This window comes from Paraburkholderia sp. RAU2J, assembly GCF_003634845.1.
GTDB lineage: Bacteria > Pseudomonadota > Gammaproteobacteria > Burkholderiales > Burkholderiaceae > Paraburkholderia > Paraburkholderia fynbosensis.
Window position 1 is genome coordinate 441,744 of record NZ_RBXG01000004.1, and the last position, 17,688, is coordinate 459,431.

Annotated in this window: 14 protein-coding genes and 4 pseudogenes; 11 read left to right on the forward strand and 7 right to left on the reverse strand. The window is 62.0% G+C overall.

The genetic code is table 11. From position 1 onward, the window contains the following. Positions 1–111: 111 nt before the first annotated feature. Both B0G69_RS39940 and B0G69_RS39950 read left to right on the forward strand, forming a co-directional pair. Positions 112–558 (forward strand): annotated as a pseudogene (locus B0G69_RS39940) (MFS transporter); the annotation flags it as partial. A gap of 402 nt (positions 559–960) precedes the next feature. Continuing rightward, complete coding sequence (locus B0G69_RS39950) at positions 961–1,443, forward strand: hypothetical protein (protein ID WP_147440850.1); 483 nt, start codon at positions 961–963, stop codon at positions 1,441–1,443. 197 nt (positions 1,444–1,640) lie between these two features. On the opposite strand, the gene B0G69_RS39960 is transcribed toward B0G69_RS39950, so the two are convergent. Together B0G69_RS39960 and B0G69_RS39965 are read right to left on the reverse strand one after the other, a co-directional pair. Continuing rightward, positions 1,641–4,127, reverse strand: a complete 2,487-nt coding sequence (locus B0G69_RS39960; protein ID WP_121325502.1) for a glucose/quinate/shikimate family membrane-bound PQQ-dependent dehydrogenase — start codon at positions 4,125–4,127, stop codon at positions 1,641–1,643. A 52-nt stretch (positions 4,128–4,179) separates the two neighbouring features. Next, positions 4,180–5,296, reverse strand: a pseudogene (locus tag B0G69_RS39965) (porin). A 989-nt stretch (positions 5,297–6,285) separates the two neighbouring features. Here B0G69_RS39965 and B0G69_RS39975 point away from each other — a divergent pair. Further along, positions 6,286–6,636, forward strand: coding sequence for a plasmid pRiA4b ORF-3 family protein (locus tag B0G69_RS39975; RefSeq protein WP_277873624.1), 351 nt, complete (start codon positions 6,286–6,288; stop codon positions 6,634–6,636). A 116-nt stretch (positions 6,637–6,752) separates the two neighbouring features. Here the strand turns inward: B0G69_RS39975 and B0G69_RS39980 are convergent. Both B0G69_RS39980 and B0G69_RS39985 read right to left on the reverse strand, forming a co-directional pair. Beyond that, positions 6,753–6,905 (reverse strand): annotated as a pseudogene (locus B0G69_RS39980) (transposase); the annotation flags it as partial. Between the two features lie 58 nt (positions 6,906–6,963). After that, on the reverse strand, positions 6,964–7,410 hold the full coding sequence (locus B0G69_RS39985; RefSeq protein ID WP_121325504.1) for a DDE-type integrase/transposase/recombinase: 447 nt from the start codon (positions 7,408–7,410) through the stop codon (positions 6,964–6,966). 656 nt (positions 7,411–8,066) lie between these two features. Between B0G69_RS39985 and B0G69_RS39995 the strand changes: the two genes are divergently transcribed. Then, positions 8,067–8,810 carry an EAL domain-containing protein gene (locus B0G69_RS39995; RefSeq protein WP_121325506.1) on the forward strand — a complete coding sequence of 248 codons (744 nt, stop codon included), beginning with the start codon at positions 8,067–8,069 and terminating at the stop codon, positions 8,808–8,810. Between the two features lie 116 nt (positions 8,811–8,926). Beyond that, positions 8,927–10,474 carry an EAL domain-containing protein gene (locus B0G69_RS40000; RefSeq protein WP_121325507.1) on the forward strand — a complete coding sequence of 516 codons (1,548 nt, stop codon included), beginning with the start codon at positions 8,927–8,929 and terminating at the stop codon, positions 10,472–10,474. A 56-nt stretch (positions 10,475–10,530) separates the two neighbouring features. Here B0G69_RS40000 and B0G69_RS40005 read toward each other — a convergent pair whose 3' ends face one another. After that, positions 10,531–10,890, reverse strand: a complete 360-nt coding sequence (locus B0G69_RS40005) for a helix-turn-helix transcriptional regulator (protein ID WP_241991753.1) — start codon at positions 10,888–10,890, stop codon at positions 10,531–10,533. Between the two features lie 277 nt (positions 10,891–11,167). Here B0G69_RS40005 and B0G69_RS43080 point away from each other — a divergent pair. Next, positions 11,168–11,350 (forward strand): annotated as a pseudogene (locus B0G69_RS43080) (winged helix-turn-helix domain-containing protein); the annotation flags it as partial. Positions 11,351–11,518: 168 nt separating this feature from the next. Then, positions 11,519–12,577, forward strand: coding sequence for a PLP-dependent aminotransferase family protein (locus B0G69_RS40010; protein WP_347232553.1), 1,059 nt, complete (start codon positions 11,519–11,521; stop codon positions 12,575–12,577). Between the two features lie 974 nt (positions 12,578–13,551). Here the strand turns inward: B0G69_RS40010 and B0G69_RS40015 are convergent. Beyond that, positions 13,552–14,727: a tyrosine-type recombinase/integrase gene (locus tag B0G69_RS40015; protein ID WP_121325510.1), complete on the reverse strand. Its 1,176-nt coding sequence runs from the start codon at positions 14,725–14,727 to the stop codon at positions 13,552–13,554. A 167-nt stretch (positions 14,728–14,894) separates the two neighbouring features. Here B0G69_RS40015 and B0G69_RS40020 point away from each other — a divergent pair, with 167 nt between their 5' ends. Genes B0G69_RS40020 through B0G69_RS40030 form a run of 3 tightly spaced genes read left to right on the forward strand, consistent with a single transcriptional unit; the run spans position 14,895 to position 17,106 of the window. After that, positions 14,895–15,971 (forward strand): DNA-binding protein, encoded by a 1,077-nt coding sequence (locus tag B0G69_RS40020; protein ID WP_121325511.1) that lies wholly within the window; start codon positions 14,895–14,897, stop codon positions 15,969–15,971. Positions 15,972–15,976: 5 nt separating this feature from the next. Continuing rightward, positions 15,977–16,192, forward strand: coding sequence for a hypothetical protein (locus B0G69_RS40025; RefSeq protein ID WP_121325512.1), 216 nt, complete (start codon positions 15,977–15,979; stop codon positions 16,190–16,192). 5 nt (positions 16,193–16,197) lie between these two features. After that, positions 16,198–17,106, forward strand: coding sequence for a hypothetical protein (locus tag B0G69_RS40030; RefSeq protein WP_121325513.1), 909 nt, complete (start codon positions 16,198–16,200; stop codon positions 17,104–17,106). Between the two features lie 43 nt (positions 17,107–17,149). On the opposite strand, the gene B0G69_RS41270 is transcribed toward B0G69_RS40030, so the two are convergent. Further along, complete coding sequence (locus tag B0G69_RS41270; protein WP_158609068.1) at positions 17,150–17,323, reverse strand: hypothetical protein; 174 nt, start codon at positions 17,321–17,323, stop codon at positions 17,150–17,152. On the opposite strand from B0G69_RS41270, the gene B0G69_RS40035 reads away from it, so the two are divergent. Beyond that, positions 17,324–17,587: a hypothetical protein gene (locus tag B0G69_RS40035; RefSeq protein WP_121325514.1), complete on the forward strand. Its 264-nt coding sequence runs from the start codon at positions 17,324–17,326 to the stop codon at positions 17,585–17,587. Positions 17,588–17,688 lie beyond the last annotated feature (101 nt).

Consider the following 17,688-nt stretch of genomic DNA (forward strand, 5'->3'; position numbering starts at 1 on the left):
TACGCGTTTTGACACGCTCTGGGCCGCGCGCTGACCGATGCGGTCGGCAGAAGTCGGCCTTGCGCATAACATCGCAGCCCATTTTTTCCCGAACGCGTCGTCACTGATCAGCTCGCCGCGGGCTGGCTCGGCGAAAGGATTCCGCGCCGGTACTTGCTGCGCACATCCACGGCGCTACTGATCCTGTTGAGTTACCCGTTCTATCGCGCGCTCGTCAACCATACCGTCGATCCGGTCCTGCTGTTTGTCCTCGCCGGCGTGGTTTTCTCACTGGCAAGCGGTACCTGGGCGTCGGTGCTTGCCGATCAGTTCCCGGTCCAGATCAGGTTCAGCGGAATTGCGCTGGCCTACAACCTGTCGGTCGTCGGATTCAGCGGCCTTGCGCCCTTGCTGGCGACCCTGCTGATTGGCCAGACCGGCTCCCTCGCGGCGCCAGCCTGCTACGTCATTGGCGCGTCGGCGGTCGCGCTGCTTGCAAGCTATGCATTGCCGGCAGGAAAGTCTTTGGCTGAGCCCATTTCGCGCGGAAATCGACTGAGCGGGGAATTGTTGCGTTGACCACGTTTTGGCGAGGTTCATGCATGGGTTACACGCGCCGCGCCGGATGAGGTGGCGATGGTCGATAATGGCGGCCCATTTTTCTCAGTCGAGGTGCGTGCATGAATCGATCCGCTAGCGCGGCAGCGAAGCTGCCTGAACCTGAGCGTCAGGACTTGGCCGTTCGGGCGTTGGCGGGATCCGGGACGATCAGCGCGCTGGCCGCTGGGCACGGCGTGAGCCGAAAGCTCGCCTACGCGCAAATGCGCAAGGCCTGCGTTGCGCTGGCGGACGTGTTCGCGTCTGCGGTACCGGAGGATGAAGTGCTGTTCGAGTGCCGGTCAGCCAGAGGTGGCTGCGCCAGGTGATGGTCGCGCTGATGCTGATCTGCCGCAGTGGTCTTACCCCGGTGTGGTGGAGTTCATGCGCGACCTGCTGGGCGTGTCCACCAGTGTGGGCAATGTTCACGACGTGCAGCAATGGGCCGCGCAGCAGGCGGGCGCGCTCAACCGGGCGCAGGACCTGTCCGGTATTCGGGGGGACCTGCACGACGAGATCTTCCAGGGCTCGCGGCCGGTGCTCGCTGGCGTCGATGCCGGGTCGACCTACTGCTATTTGCTGGCGGCCGAGGCCCATCGCGACGGCGACACCTGGGGCGTGCACCTGCTCGACGCGGCGCAACAGGGACTGGCGCCCGGGTACACGATTGCCGACGCCGGCCAGGGCCTGCGCGCCGGGCAGAACGCCGCCTGGGGCGACACGCCGTGCCACGGCGCGAGAAGCTGGAAGTCAAGATCAACAAGGCACACTCGCGGGGGCGCGCCGGAGGCCTCGCGGCCGGGATGGGGCAGGCCCGTCGGAGTGAAGCGCAGGCGCATCAGTGGGCGCGCGACATCCGCACGCTGACTGAATGGCTGCGTCATGACATTCTGTCGCTGGCGGGGCCGCCACTCGCCACGCGCGAAGCGGCGGGCGTGTCGGGCCGCGCGCCCTTCAGTCCCGTCTCGCGGAAGTTCGCGACCGCGTACCAGTGGCGCGTGTTTATCAACGTGGATACGGGCTCGCGCGCCATGGGACGCGCCTCGAGCGCAGCGACTTGTGTATCATTGCGGCAGCGCGTAAGCGATTACGTAGTCGCCGAGCTTCGTGCCGAACGAGCCGTGCCCGCCCGCCGCGATCACAACGAACTGGCGGCCGTTGACCGCGTACGTCATAGGCGTAGCCTGTCCGCCAGCTGGCAGGCGGGATTGCCAGAGCAGCTTGCCGTCGTTCACATCGAACGCGCGGAGATAGTTGTCCGCGGTCGCACCGATGAAGATCACACCGCCTGCCGTCACCATCGGGCCGCCCAGCATCGGCATGCCCATCCTGAACGGCAGCGGAATCGGCGAGCTGTCACGCACGGTGCCGATCCGTCTCTTCCACACGATCTGGTTGGTCTTGAGATCGATCGCCGAGATGTAGCCCCATGCCGGCTGCTTGCACGGCAAGCCCAATGGCGACATGAACGGGTTGAGCGTCACGCCGTAGGGCACGCCGTATTGCGGCTGGATGCCCACCTCCGTGCCGCTGCCCTTCGCGCCCGGCTGCGGCTCCATCGGGTTGCCCGGCCCGCGCGGAATCAGGCGCGAGACGAACGGCAGCGCGATCGGGTTCGCAACGGCGACCTGGCGGTCGGTGTCCACTGCAAGACCGCCCCACTCGAACACACCGAGGTTGCCCGGAAATACGAGCGTGCCTTGCAGCGATGGCGGTGTGAACGTACCTTCATAGCGCAGCTTGTGGAACATCACGCGGCACACGAGCTGGTCGTACATCGTGGCGCCCCACATGTCGGCGTCCGTGAGATTCTTCGACGGGCGGAACGTGAGTTGCGAGAACGGCTGCGTTGGCGAGACATGGTCGCCGGGCGCCGCGCCTCGCGGCACCGGCATTTCAGGCGCGGGCACGACGAGCGCGCCCGTGCGGCGGTCGAACACAAACAGGTTGCCGGTCTTCGTGGGCGCGTACACCACGGGCACTTTATCGCCGTCCTTGTCCGTGATGTCAGCAAGCGTGGGCTGTGAGGGCTGGTCCATGTCCCAGAGGTCGTGGTGCACGGTCTGGTAGAACCAGGCGAGCTTGCCCGTCGAGGCATGCAGCGCGAGCAGACCGGTCGCGTAACGCTCCATCTCCGGCGTGCGGTCGCCACCCCAGATGTCCGGCGTCTTCACGCCCATCGGCAGATAGACCATGTCGAGCTTCGCATCGTAGGCTGCTGGCGCCCACGAGTTCGGCGAGTTCCACGTATAGTGCTCGCCAGGACCCGGAATCTTGTTCGGGTCTGCCGCGCCCGGATCGAACGCCCACAATAGTTGGCCCGTGCGCACATCGAAACCGCGAATCACGCCCGAGGGCTCGCGGTTCGAGAAGTTGTCCTCGACCGCGCCCGCCACGACGATCACCTTTTTCGTGACGATGGGCGGCGAGGTGGGCTCGTACATGCCCGCCGTCGTCACCGGCATGGCGTGCTGCAGGTCGAGATCGCCGTTGTTGCCGAATCCTGCGCAGCGTTCGCCCGTGAGTGCGTCGAGCGCATAGAGGTGGCCGTTGTTGACGGGCAGCAGAATGCGGCGTATGCAGGTGCCGTTGGCGGCGGCCGTGGTGTCGCTGGCGGGCGCGGCGGCGGCTTGCGTATCCGAAGCGAGGTCGCTTGCCGGTGCAGCGGCCTCGGCGCCCGAAGCCGCCGCTGCGTCGCTCGCGGGCGCTGCGCCCCTTGCCGCCGCGCTGGCCGAAAGATCGATATACGACACGCCCCGGCAGGTCACATGCTGGAACGACGGATCGGTCTGGAGCTTGGGATCGAATTTCCATTTGAGTTCGCCCGTCTTCGCGTCGAGCGCGAACAGGATCTGGTGCGGTGAGCAAAGGTAAAGAAGATCGCCGATCTTGATCGGCGTGACTTCGTTGGTGATCTCGACCGGATCGTTGGGCCCTTTCATGTCGCCCGTGCGGAAGGTCCAGGCCATCTGGAGGTTCTTCACGTTTTCGGGCGTGATCTGCTGCAGCGGCGAATAGCGCGTGCCTTGGTCGTCGCGGCCATAGGCGGGCCATTCGGAAGGCTGGATGCCGTCCGGATTCGGCGCGAGCGTACCCTTGGAGCCCGCCAGCGAGCCGTTGACCTGCTGCGGATCGTTGAAGTGCGCATAGACGAGCACGCCGCCACAAACGACGAGCGCGATGACGAGCGAGACCACGGCGAACTGGGGCGGCCGTTCGAGATGCCAGCTCATGAGCAATAGCAGCCACACGCCGAACACCACCAGCACGCCCGAGCGCGGCACGAGCGCCCAGAAGTCGGGCCCCGACTCCCAGAGCCCCCAGATCATCGTGCCGATCAGCACGAGCGCATAGAGCACGAACGCCGTGGCGCTGGCGCGCCACAGCAGCCAGGCGACGATAAGCAGTACGACGCCGGTAACGACGTAATACGGCGAGCCACCGAGCGAGAGCAGCCACGCGCCGCCGATCACAAGATAGACCGCCGTCAGCAGCGTGAACAGCAGCGAGATGACGCCGATGACGCCCAGCGCTTTCGATTGTCTGGCCATGATCTCGATCTTCCTCGATGAATGCCGTCTGCGATGGCGGTAAAGTGCTGACTCAGAACAAATGCATCATGCCGACGTAGGCGCCCGTCTGCGATTCGCCGGGCAGCGGGCTTGTCGGCGTGATCGAGTCACGCGGCGTGGCGAACACCGAGAACGTGCCGTTCTTGCTGTTGTTCACATAGGCGACCGGTGCCGTAGAGCAACGTGCGCGCGCTCAGGTTGTGGGTGGTGCCGAGAGCGTAGAGGATGGCGTGGCTCGCGGGATCGTGCAAGACGTCGCCGGCGCCCTCGCCCACGTGGATATAGAAGCCCGCGGCGGTCATGGCCCATTTCGGCGTAGCCTGCCAGGTCGCTCCGAGCCAATAGTGGTCGGCGGTATTCGTCACGCCCGGCGGCGAATCGGGCGCGGAATAGTGCGTGTACGCGACCTGAATCTTGAACTTCTGCACGCGCAGGTTCCCACCCACGAAGTATTCACGCGAGGCCGTGAAGATGTTGGAGAAGTGTCCGTTCGAATCGCGCAGCTCGTCGTAGATGCCGCGCACGTCGAAGAGCGGCGAGTGATACGTGAGCATGATGCCGTCTGATCGGCCGAACTCGCCTTCGGCGCCGTTGTTGAAGCCGCTCGCCTGGTTGCCGAACGCATACTGGCCTTGCACGTCGAAGCCGTGCCACACGGGGCTGTGATATTCGACGTTGTTGTTCGTTTGCTGCCAGTTGCGCCCGCGCACGAGCGAGGCCGACGACACCGCCTGCTGCACGAACGGATCGAATTCCCACACGCCGTCGCTATCGATGAAGAGATTACGGCCGGCTTGCAGTTGCCCCCAGGTCTCGTTCTGGAGGCCCACATATGCGCGGCGCGAGAAGAGACGCCCGCCGCCAGTAGTGCCGTTCATGATCTGCAGCGCGGTTTCGAGGTCGAACAGTGCGGCGGTACCGCCGCCCACGTCCTCGGTGCCCTTGAAGCCGAGCATGCTGGTGCCCCAGTCGCCACCTTCCGCGCTCCAGCGGCTCGAGCCGCCGCCGTTGCCGTTCGCGATGTGACTGAGGTATTCGATGCCGCCGTCCACGCGACCGTACAGCGTGACACTCGATTGTGCGCAGGCGGCCGAACTGACGGCGAGCAGCACCACAGCGCCCAGAGTCGTCTTCACATCAGCTCCCAGGTGGATTCTTCTTTCGTTATCCTTGCGGTCCGGGCCTTGCCGGCCCCGCCACAGGCTACGTGATCGGGCGATTCATCCCGCACTCCTAGGCATGGTCCTGGTGCCGCGCCCGGCGGCAACACATGGTTCGACGCGGACCGACCGAGTAACTTTGCCCCAAAAAATATAGCGCTTTATCTGCTCGATGCAAATTCGGCATCCGACTGCTGTAGTCCGCCCCCCAACCCGCAGCCGGATAGAACCGCGTGGCCATTAGCGGGTCGGAGATGGGCAGCAACTGGCAAGGCAGGGGAGCGCGCATCAAACCTTATTAACTGACTAACTCATAGCGCTTGCCTTTGTATCGAGTGCAAGTCAGTGCAGCACTACCGTGCGATTGACGCCATTCAAGAAATGGCGCAGGCGATGTCGTGTTCAAGCTTGCACTTTGGCTGCAAATGCGAGCACCAGAGGCGAGAATTTGCTTTTCCCCCTGCGCATCCTCGCCATGAGGTCCCGCTAGCGGATGCCGGCGTTGAACGATTGGTGTTACCCGGTTTGGTGGACACTTACAACTGGTTGCGGGTTTCTCAAGGCTGCTGAATTTGTCCGAAGTCCTTTGTGGGTATGACGTTCGCCGATTTCTGCCGGATCCGCTAGAATTCCCGATCTTTGGCGGTCGATAATGGCGCAAAGCCAGCAATGGCAACGGATTCCAACGGAATTGAGCCTCGGGCAGTTCGAACAATTTGTCTTGCCGCACCTCACGGCAGGAAGCGGGGACCGGACTGGAATAGCCGGCGCAAAGTAAGGCCGGTCGCAGGTATCATTAATTAGATCCAGGACAGATACCCCCAAAATATCCCCGAAATGGAACGCTACTCTGGTTCGATTGCCGGGTAAGTTTCTCATTTCAGCGGGAGAGACTTATCGGGCACTGGCCGAAAAACTACTGGCGCCTTTACGCCGAAAACGCTCTGGCTCCATTACGCCGGAAATCCGGTGGCGCCATTACGCCGAAAACGAAATGGCGCCTATATGCCGGAAATTCACAGATGCTCAACGAAACGCGGCTGAGCCTGGGCCGTGCGCTCGGTGCGCTGAAGTCATTCACCTACATCTACGATTACGGTGACAACTGGCAGCATCGTGTGAAGGTCGAGAAGGTTCTGCCGCCTGATCCTGAATTGCGCTCGCCCATCTGCCTGGGCGGCCGCAATGCCTGTCCGCCAGAAGATGTTGGCGGCGTACCCGGCTACATCGAGTTCCTCGACGCGATCATCGATCCCGCTCATGAGGAACACCACCGGTTGCTCGACTGGTGCGGCGGTAGTTTCGATCCCGCTGCCTTTGACCTCTAAGGCCCCAACGAACGCCTCTTCGAGATCAAATTCTGATCGTCAAGACGGCCGCCAAATGTCGCTTACGTTTCAACGGGAGTCTCTTCCGGTGATGTGTTGACCTGCGCCGCGACGTGCAGCAGTTCACGGACCTTCGCGAGACTGGCGCGGCGTACCGGATTCGCCAGCAGTCCATAGTGACGGAGGCGATGGAAACCGACGGGAAGTACATGCAGCAGGAAGCGGCGTATGAACTCGCCGGCCTCCAGCGTCATGGTCTTGTAGCGGGTGCGGTTCTGTCGCAATAAGAAAAGTGCGTTGAACAATGCCCCGCATGGTGAGGACTACTTATACCGCTAACGAGTAGAACTGCTCCGCTGGAGTCTGTCCGATGCTGAAGTCTTTCATCTGCCCTTTGGCGATCATATGCATAAGTTCAATGCTGCTTAACAAGATGCGCGCACAACGAAATATCTTGAATCCCAACATGGGTCGGGTACGGCGCTTGATCGCCCGATGGTCTTGTTCCACGATGTTGTTGAGATACTTGACCTGGCGGATCTTGATAGGCGTCTCACGCTCGGCGTTCACCTTTTCAAGCACCGGCAGAAGCTTGATGGCCCACCGGTGAACGGTCGAATGATCGACCGCGATCCCGCGTTCGGCCATCATCTCTTCGAGATTGCGCAAGCTCAGCGGGTAGGCCACGTACCAACGTACGCACACCAACATGATCTCAAGCGGATAGTGCAACCGTTTCAGCACCTTGGCTACCCCCGGACTGAGCGCTTTCATTGTCGTTCACATCATTCTGTAAGGTCCCCCAGCATACCAGCCGCCGCTATTGCGACGGAACCCATTGCCATCCCCATCGTAGTTTCTCCAGTAAGCATTATATGCGTCGTCAGAGTTGTTTCGATGGTTCTATTCTGGCCACGCGAGACAGCCGTGACTAGCGGGCTTGAACGCATTGCCACGAACACTTGGAGGCCTCATGCTGCTCCTATTTTTTTGGCCCTATCTGAGTCTATTTTTTCTTTCTCGTCATCGGCAAAGTAGAGGCCGCGCGGGCGACCGTCTGGAGTCGCGATGTGTAAAAACAATGCGAGATGTTGAATTGCATCATGACGGATAGCGGTAGCTAAGGACCACCTCGCACAAGATGGTAATAGAGAGATTGGAGTCCAATATGCCAGACGAATTCATCCAGCTCGCGCCTGAATACGTGCGTGACCTAGACGCTTGGACGCGCGCTTGGTATATGGAAGCCGCCGCAACCGGCTATATCAGTTCGCCCTACCATGCCGACGCCGCGACCGTAGAGCTTATTCGGGGCTACTTTCTCGCCGGCCTGTGCCCCGCTGACGCCGCTGAGGCTTGCTTCGGACGGAAGCACTAAGGATCTTCGTTTTCGCGTGCTGATCAGGCGTAGACAATAAGCGAGGGTAAGCATGCGAAACGCCACACTTGTTCGGGAGCATGAAGAGAAGATGGCTCGCATACAGGGTGTCCTGAGAGGTGATGAGCCTTCTATCGTTTACCAGCCGATCTACTCGCTCGCCCCCCGCCGCATGGTGGGCCTGGAGTGCTTGTCACGATTCTCGTCCACGCCGGCTCGTGCGCCAAGCCAGTGGTTTGCCGATGCCGTCGAGATTGGCATGGCTGTGCCACTCGAGCTGAAGGCAATTCGCAAGGCACTTGCGGAGATGTCAGTTGGTCGGGATTTCTACCTAGCGGTCAATGCGTCCCCGGAAACCATCTTGAGTGGCGAACTTGAGGCTGTGTTCGCTGACGTGGAGACCGATCGCATTGTCCTGGAAATCACGGAATCTGCCTGCGTCTCCAACTACGAGAAACTGATCCAGGCGCTCGAACCGCTGCGGAGCCGTTCAGTCAGGATTGCTGTGGATGATGTGGGTGCGGGCTTTGCCAACATGCAACACATCATCAATCTTCATCCTGAGTTTATCAAGCTCGATTCGAGCTTGATTCGAGGCATCGATACCGACGCCAGAAGACGCGCACTTGTGGCGGCGATGGTCTCGTTTGCCACCGAGACCGGCAGCCAGATTGTCGCGGAGGGGGTCGAGACGGCCGAAGAGTTGGACGTGTTGAAGTCGCTCGGTGTCACAAGTGCGCAAGGATATTTTCTTGCTCGCCCAGTGCGAGCCGCCATCGCGGCCCGTCTGCTCTGAAGTTCCAGTGAGGAACGCCTCGCCATTCGCACGCAGCGGCGAGAGACGACACAGAGACAAGTGCATCGTACGAATATAAAGAAAGAATTTTTGCAGTAAGCCAAAAGCGCAATGCCATGAGACCCGTTTATGAATCATCATTTCGCATGACTAAGTTCGTGTTTGTAATGCTTTTTCTGCTCGCCGCATTGGAACCGTCCGCGCACGCCAGCACGAGCCCGGATGTTGCAAGCGGCGACGTGGGGAACCGCATTGCGGCCTTCGCGCAAGGATTGTCTGAGATCATCACTCGGGCGCCCGTTGCGCGTCTCCAATTCGGCACCGTTTGCACACTTCCCGCCATCATGCCGACGCCCGCAACGCTGGCGGGTCCGGTCGCTGGCCCGATAGGACAGGCAGAGGCTCGCCAACTGCGTTGCATTTCGGTGCTCGCCCCGTTGGAGATTGGCGTCGGAGAGCTTGTAAGCACAGTCGACGCGAATGTCACTCCGGAAACATCCGTAGCACTAAGCCCTTCTATCGTCCCCCAGACCGGCGTGCCGTTCAGCATCCCCACGTCGGTCCCAGCGCCAGTTTTTGCTGCCGTTGCAGATGCTGCCCCCTCGGGTGAAAAGTTGCATGTGTCGTTAAATTGCGGACAAGATCACGCATGTGCTGAGCGGGCTGCGCCTGTCCAGCCTAACAGGACGTTTACCTCCGAGCCGTCGTCGGAAGCGTCCAGCTCCCTTGCTGTAGATCCTCAGGCAGTGCTTTTCGGCGCTAAGGTGTTGACCGGTCTTGCGCTTCTTGCTCTGATGGCTCTTGGATGTTGGGCGCTCTATAGGTGGCGATTTACGCCGCAAGCGAGGCTCGTTCGCGCGGCCCAAAGAGGATTGCTACGTGGAGAATTTGGCCTTGAGTATCAACCAATGATAGATCTTCGCCGAGGCAAATGCGTCGGCATCGAAGCACTGCTACGTTGGGACAACCTTGAATTTGGTCTGCGTGGGCCGATGCATTACATGAGGCGTCTCGAAAACAGCAAGGTGATTGGTCCTCTGACTCGATTCATGCTTGCCACCGCAGCCAGCGAGGTCGCAGCGTTGGGTGCCGCTAAATCGTTGTGTGTCGCGCTGCAGGTCTCCGGCGTTTACATGGCCGCCGACAACCTCGTGTCAGACGTGCAGGATTCGGCCAAGGGAATACTGCCCCGTCTGATTCTGGAGGTAACGGAAAGCGATTGCGCGGACTCCACGCCACGGGTGTTGGAATCAGTGGCAGCCTTGCGGAAACAGGGGGTTCAATTCGCGCTCGCTGGTGCCGGTTTGAGCCCGCTGAAATTCGGCTTGCTCAGGAAGTTCGATTTCGAGCTGATCAAAATGGACAGGCAGGTGCTCGCTCTTGATGGCTACGATCGCACGTCGAGCCTTGCGACGATGACCGAAATCGCTCGCGACTTAGGCGCTTTGCTCGTGGCGGAAGGAGTGGACAGCGCAGCTCACCACGAGGCGCTCTACAAGGCGAGAACCAATCTTGGACAAGGATTCTTCTACAGTCGCGCGCTGCCCATTAGACGCCTCGCGGCATTCCTTGAAAGCGGTGGCCCGTCACGGCTTGCGGTGAGAACTCAGAGAAGGCGCGATGCAAAAGGAGGTAGTTGGCTGCACCGGCACTCGCCAACCTAGACCTCAAAATAGCAAGCTCACCGACACTAAACCTCAAAATAGCAAGCTCACCGACACTAAGTTGATGTGGGCGACGGTAGAAGCCTGTTGGCAAACACTTTTAGCCATTCGATCAGTAGGAGTCGATCAGCATTGGACAATCGACCTACGATGGTCAGGATGGCCTTCGCCTGGTCATCCTCCCGATCGGAGGCCTCAGTGAGCAATTGATCAAGATTGCATTTGTAGACGTCGGCTAACTCTGCCAAACGCGCCACCGTTGGAATAGCAACGCCTCGCTCCATCCGCGAAATAGCTTCCTGCCCGATACCGAGCCTTTCGGCAACCTGCTCCTGCGTGAGATTCGCTATCGCCCTTCGATTTGCGATAGCTTTCCCAATAGATCTCGACAACGGTGTTGGGTTGTCCGTGCTCACTTTCTTCCTCCTGTCGCATACCACTTGGATGGTGGCAATACAACCTGTTGACATGAAGGGCGTTTGGAGTGGCAATACATCGTTTAAAGCTGTATTTCAGCCCAAGCAACTGCGGAAGGCGCATTGCACTTACGGGCAGACAATCGGGTAACCCAAGTTTATGACCCTAATTTATTGTAAAACGGATCCTTGTCGCACGGCGCTGTCGCCATTATCGATCGCCGCTGACACCTTGGGGTCAATTGGACCACCGGCAGCGCGGTGGGGGTAACAAACGATGCGTTACAAGAATTTGGCGACAGAAATCGCGGGGCTTATTCGCGCCGGAGATCTTGCCCCAGGCATGCGTCTCCCGTCTGTGCGCCAAGCGACCAAGTCTTATGGAGTAAGCCCGGCCACGGTTGCTCACGCGTATCACTCGTTGGAATCACAGGGACTGATTGAGACGCGACCGCGTGCGGGGCATTTCGTATCTATGCTAGCGGGCCAGCCGTCGCCGGGATCGCAGTACGTCAGACCGAACGACGTCGCCCTCACGCCTGAGACAGACGACCTCTTATTTCACGTGCTCAGTTCGTCCGCGGCGCCGGGTATCGTGCCGCTTGCCGCCGCGTTCCCGAGTCCGGCGATGTTCCCGTCGAACCTGCTGGATCGGTCACTCACGGCAGTTGCACGGACCATGAACATTGGGGCAGCGCCCATGGACTTGCCTCTGGGCAACGAAGGTTTACGCCGTCAGATTGGCCGTCGCTATATGGTGGCAGGGATGGCGTTGCCGATCGATGAAGTTGTCGTGACGGGCGGAGCATTGGAAGCGCTAACGCTTTCTTTGCAGACAGTAACGTGCCCCGGCGATCTCGTCGCAATCCGGACGCCTGCGTTCTATGGGGCTCTTCAAGCACTCGACAGGTTGCGGCTGAAGGCAGTCGAGATACCGATCCACCCAAGCAAAGCTCTCGACGTTTCAGTGCTTGCCGATGCACTTAAACGGCATCCAATCCGCGCATGCTGGTTCATGACGTCTTTTCAGAACCCCACCGGCGCCACCATGCCGGACGCGACCAAAGAAGCGCTGGTTGCGCTGCTAGCCGCTCACGACGTGCCGCTGATCGAAGATGATGTATACGCCGAACTGTATTTCGGGGCGTCACCCGAGCGACCGGCTAAGGCATTTGATCGGAAGGGACTGGTGCTCCATTGCGGCTCCTTCTCAAAAAGCCTCACACCTGGCTACCGCCTCGGTTGGGTCGCGGCGGGCCGCTTCACGCAGCAGATCGCGCGAGCGAAGTGGATGACCAACATATCCACGTCCATGCCCGCACAGTTAGCGATCGCCGATTTTCTACAGGGCCGCAGCTATGATCGCCATCTGCGCCAACTCCGGCAGAACCTTGTAGCCCAACAAGGCAACATGCTGAAGGCCATTGAGAGATTCTTTCCGCCCGGAACCAAGGTTGCGCGCCCGAAGGGAGGGTATTTCCTTTGGTTGGAATTGCCAGTGCAGATCGATTCGGTGCGTCTGTTCGAGCTGTCGCTACAGCAGGGTATCAGTCTTGCGCCTGGCCCGATCTTTTCGCGGAGTCGCGGGTATCGGAATTGTATTCGCTTGAACTACGGTCACCCTTGGACACACGAGATCGAGCGAGCTGTGCAAACAGTTGGCACGCTAGCGCGTTCGCTATGCTGAGGCGTGGCTTCCTGAGCAGGAGCACGAAAGTCGATGTGCTGTTTTGCAGAAAAAATGAGGTGCGCGGAGGTACGTTCAGGGTTCCGTCGCAATAGCGGCGGCTGGTATGCTGGGGGACCTTACAGAATGATGTGAACGACAATGAAAGCGCTCAGTCCGCCCTGCGTCGCCACGGTCGGCAACGCGACATACTGCCGACGTTCAACGGAGCCTCGCCGAACGTCGGCAATGGCCGATGATCCGGCCGTGGCCTTAGCCGACGAATGTCCGCCCCACATTACGATCAGTTGAGATTTCGGTATGTCGACAGTTGGCCCGGGGTCGACTCAGCACTCGCTACGAACGAAAACCGGCGCAGCGTCCTCCATCCGGATCTAGAGAGAAGCGCCATTACTAAGCCCGACCGGGTTAACCAGATGATCGAGTCTCGATTTTTTGCTTGCAGCCCGCGTCCCGTAAAGGCTCACCTTGAAGACCTGAGTCGCTCAGGAAGACGCAACTAACCGTCAAGCGTTATTGCGTCCTCATCAAACGCAAACCCTTGCCTGCATGGAGGCGGGCAACGCTACAGGGCCGGGTTCTACGTGGTGGAAATTTGCGGCTTGCCGTCTTCGATCGCTCTTAAAACTGAAGACAGGCGACAGCAGACTAAAAGTTCGCTGCTGAATTCACGAGGTTCAGAAAATGGACACTGCTGACCTGATGCCAGATGTCGCGGCGGACCGGCATGAAATCCCGTTTCGCCTGGCCAGTGAATGCAGTGAGGTCGCCTGCGTGATCGCACGGGAGGCGCCCGAAGCGCAATTCTGGTTGCCGGAGACGCAGATCAGGTTCGCATGCTCAAGGCATTTGCTGACGGGCGGCGTCGCATTGTCGCGGCCGCCGAGAGAAAAATCCGCCTGCGTCCAGGTGAACCGGTCAGGCTCACGACCGGGGATTTTGAGATCAGACGGCAGGCCTCTGGCTGCTGTCGGTCACCAGTCAATGCGGTGTTTCTCATCGGTCTCGCGATGCCGTCGATCGTCGTCGACGTGCAGGTACAGGCTGGTCGTCGTCAGCGACGCGTGCCCAAGATTGTCGCGCACGAGTCGCAGATCCACCTGCCGGTCCGCCATATGGGACCCCGCGCTGTGACGTAGCCAGTGTGCCGACGCCTGCTCGAGGCGGTCTGCGCGCTGCGCATGGTCGTCGCCACGGGCCCGCAACGATTCTGCGGCGCCGCTGAAGACGTCCTTCACAATCCGGTGCAGCGCGGCGCGCGTGAGCGGCTTCAGTGACTGGCCGACCGGCAGCACCAGCGGGGTGTCCTCGCCTGGCGAGGGGAGGACTGGCAATCCGCGTGTTCGCCGGTAGGTGCCGAGTTCCCTCATCATTTCCGTCGTGGCGGGCACCAGCCGCTCCTTGCCCCCTTTGCCCATCACTTCGAGCCACCAGCGATCCTTCCCGCTGTCGTCCGGGCGACGAAAGAAACGTCCCATCGTGTTCGTGCCGACCTCCGTGATGCGCAGACCACCCAGATAAAGCAGCGTAAAAAGCCAGCGCACGCGTGCGTGATGTTCACGCTCGCGACCGGTCTGGATGGGCATCCCCTGAATGAACGTTTTGACTTCGAGCCACAGGTCGGGCGACAGGTACCGGACGATGCGCGGACTGGCCCGGCGTGCGCGCTGGCGCGATAGCGACAGGGGATTGCCGGCCAGATACCCCGACTGCACGAGCCACGCAAACATGACGTTGAGGATCACCATAGCCTGTCGCTGGCTCGATTCAGAGAGTGGTCCGTAGAACGGCCGCCAGCGCGGATCGCTGCGTGGGTGCTTGCGTCCGCCATCAGCGGTCCACCGCGCGGCCGGTTGCGGATCGGCGAGGAAGTGCTGGTAGACAAGCAGGTCCTCATGCGTGAGTGAGGAGAGCGGCTTGCCCGTCTGCAGAACGGACCACAGCAGCAGCCGTTCGGCTTCCTTGCGGTAGCTGTCGAACGTCGTCTTCGTATCGACGAAGCGGGCGAGCCACGCGCGGAGCGCGTCGAGATCGGTCGCAGCGGCGACCTGCATGGGGCCGGTTGCGCGGTTCGTGCCGTGGCGGCCATCGAGACCGGCGGGCAGTTCGAGCGCATCGAGCGGACGCGGGGCGGGCAGGGCGGTGTTCATGGGCGAAGACGCGTCGAAGGCGGATTTCAGGTGTGACGTAATTATGCAGACATTCAGCCCGTTAAATTCAACATTATAGGATTAATGTCAAAATATCGCGTTTGATGCGTTAGATATGGTGCGGTTTACGTAGTATTATTTACGCGATTCCACGCCAACACGCTCCCATGGCCCACGCCCTCCCTGACGAAACCCGTCTCGCCGCCGAAATCGACCGCCTGAAGGCCGAATTCCCGAAGACGCGCGAGCTGTACCGCGAGGTTTGCGCGCTGCTGTTTTTCCGCTTCGGGATCACGCCGACCGCGAACCGCCTCTACCAGCTGGTGAAGCGCGGCAGCATGGGTACGCCGACCCAGGTACTCGGCGAGTTCTGGACCGCGCTGCGCGAGAAAAGCCGCGTGCGCATCGAGCGTCCAGACCTGCCCGCCGACCTGCAGGCCGCCGCCGGCGAACTGGTCGCGACGCTATGGTCCCGGTCCACCACGTCCGCTCAGGCCGAACTCGAGGCACTGCGCGTCGAGGTGGAAGGACAGCGCACGGACGCGGAGCAGCGTGTCGCGGCCGCGCGTGGCGAGCTCGACCGGACGGAAACGGCGCTCGAGCAGCGCACGGCGGCGCTGCTCGCTGCGCAGGTCGAGGTCCGCGAACTGGAGAAGGCCCAGGCCGAAGGCCACGCGGTGCGGCAGGCGTTCGAGGCCGAGATCGGACGGCTCAAGGAGGAGGTGGTCGCGCGCGACCGCGAACTCACAAAGGTGCGGGAAGGCTTCTCGCGGGATCTCGAGAAGCTGCGCGAGAGCGCGGAGCGCGCGGAAGAGCGCCAGCGTGCATCGGAAAAGCGGGCGCTGCTGGAGATCGACCGCGAGCGGAGCGCGGCCGCGAAGCTGCGCAAGGAGCTCGACGAGGCGGCAAAGCGTGCTGACCGGCGCGAGGCGGATCACCGCAGCATGATCGATGGCCTGCAGGCACAACTGGGCGACGCGCGGCATCAGGCGGGCGTCCTGCAGGGGCGACTCGATGCCTTCGAGGCCGCGAACGTGACGCTGCAGCAACAGCTCGCGGCAGCGCGTGGGGACGATGCCCGCCCAGCCCGCGCGAAGGCCGCGCCTGCTCGCCCAACGGCGGCACCTGCGCTGACGCGTGCCTTGCGGTCGCCGGCCACGCCGGGCCGGTCGCGCAGGGCATCGGCAACACCGGCGTCACCAGCGACGGCAGACAAGCCCGTGGTGCGTCGCAAGCGGGGGTAGGCACGATGGAAGACAGGAACAGCCGCCGGCGGAAAGGCCGCAAAGCCCCGGCCTGCCCGCCGATCAGCGCGCTGATGCGTTATGGCGAACGGATCGTGCGGGTGGTCGCCGAAGCCAGCGGCCAGCGCGTGATCATCGAATCGGTCAACGAGGACGGCCGCGCCTTCCGCAGCACCGTGAAATGGGCTAGCCTGAGCGCTCTTCACGATCAACTTTTCTGAGCGCGATGACCCTACCGCAGACCGTGCAGCAGCTCGACATCTTCGCCGACAGTCGGGACGTCATGTTACGCAACGACGTGCTGGAGCAGTTGCAGCGGCGCCATGTGGCCGCCGCGCGCGTTGCACTGGATCTGCTGCGCGTCGAATTTCCGCACGATGGCGCGCTGCCGGCAATGGTCGTGCTGGTTCGCGAACTCGGGCGCGCATCGACAGCGCCGCTCGCTGACCATGTGGCCTTGGCCATCGCGCGCCGGCACGTGGACGACGAGGTGACGCCCGCCGCCTCACGGGTACTGCCCGCGCACACCGTTCTCGCCTGGCTCGCACCGTGCTGGCGATCGCTCGCCCAGCGGGCCGCGGCCCTGGAATTTCGGGGCGCCGATGCCGACAGCCATGCTGCGCCGCTCTGGCTGCTGGCGGCCGACTGGGTGCTCGCCAGCGAAGCGGTCGAGACCATTGAGTCGTGGTGGCGCATTCCGGCACCGCTCGCGTGGATGACCGAGGCGCGTTACAGAGCGGGTGGGCTGGATGTCGCGTGGCCGCTGCTCGCGGAACTGGCGTGGCTGGCGCCCGCGCGGTTCGCGGCATTGCTGCCCGGACTGGGCGACGCTTCGCTTGACGCGCTACGCCGGCGCTTCGATGCGGAGTTTCCGGGCACGGGCGAGGTGGACGATTACGCCTGGTTTCCGGCATGGCTGCTGGTGGTCAAGCCGGCGCTCGCGGGCCGGCTGGGCGAGGCGCGCGTGCGGCGTGACCAGGCAGCGTCACGCGCGACGGCCCTGCTGGGGGAAATCCTGCGCCGGGAGCAGGAAGGCGACCAGCACGAACTGGTCACTCTGCGTCAGGAACTCAGTCAGTGGCACGCTGGCCTGTTCGGCGCCTACATGGCCACGCGGAAAGTGCAGCACCGATGAGTGCGCCTTCTTTGCCGCTGCCAGATTTACTTCCGGAACGCTTCTACTTTTCCTTCGTCGGACGGGTGAGGGCGAGACTCGCCAGCCGGCCGCGGCCCTGCTGCAGGCGGCGCTGGAAGATGCCCACGCCCGGATCCGCCGTCTTGAGCAGGCGAACGCACAGCTGCACCGCGCACTCGGGGAAGCGCATGCGGCGCGGGATCTGGCCGGTGAACACGTGAACCGGCTGCTCGGTGAGCTGTACGCGTCGATCGAACGCGCCGGCCTGGGCACGACGACCCTCGCGCAAACGGCCGCGCAGCTGGCCGGCACCGAACGCTTCCTCAAGATGCAGAACGACGCGGTCCGGCTGCAGGCAAGCGGCGAGGCGGACGCGCTGCGCGCGCAGAACGGCCAGCTGCGTGAGCGGGTTGACCATCTGCTTCTCGAGGTCGATCAGTACCGGCGCACCCTTGCGACCCGGCCGTCCGGGAGTCGCTGAGCGCGGGGCACGCCGGCGCGGTTCGCCGCCCTTCGGGCGTGTGCGCGTGCTTCTTCCGCCAGCCCTGCGTTCGCGTCATGGCCGGTTCGTGATGACTCCAG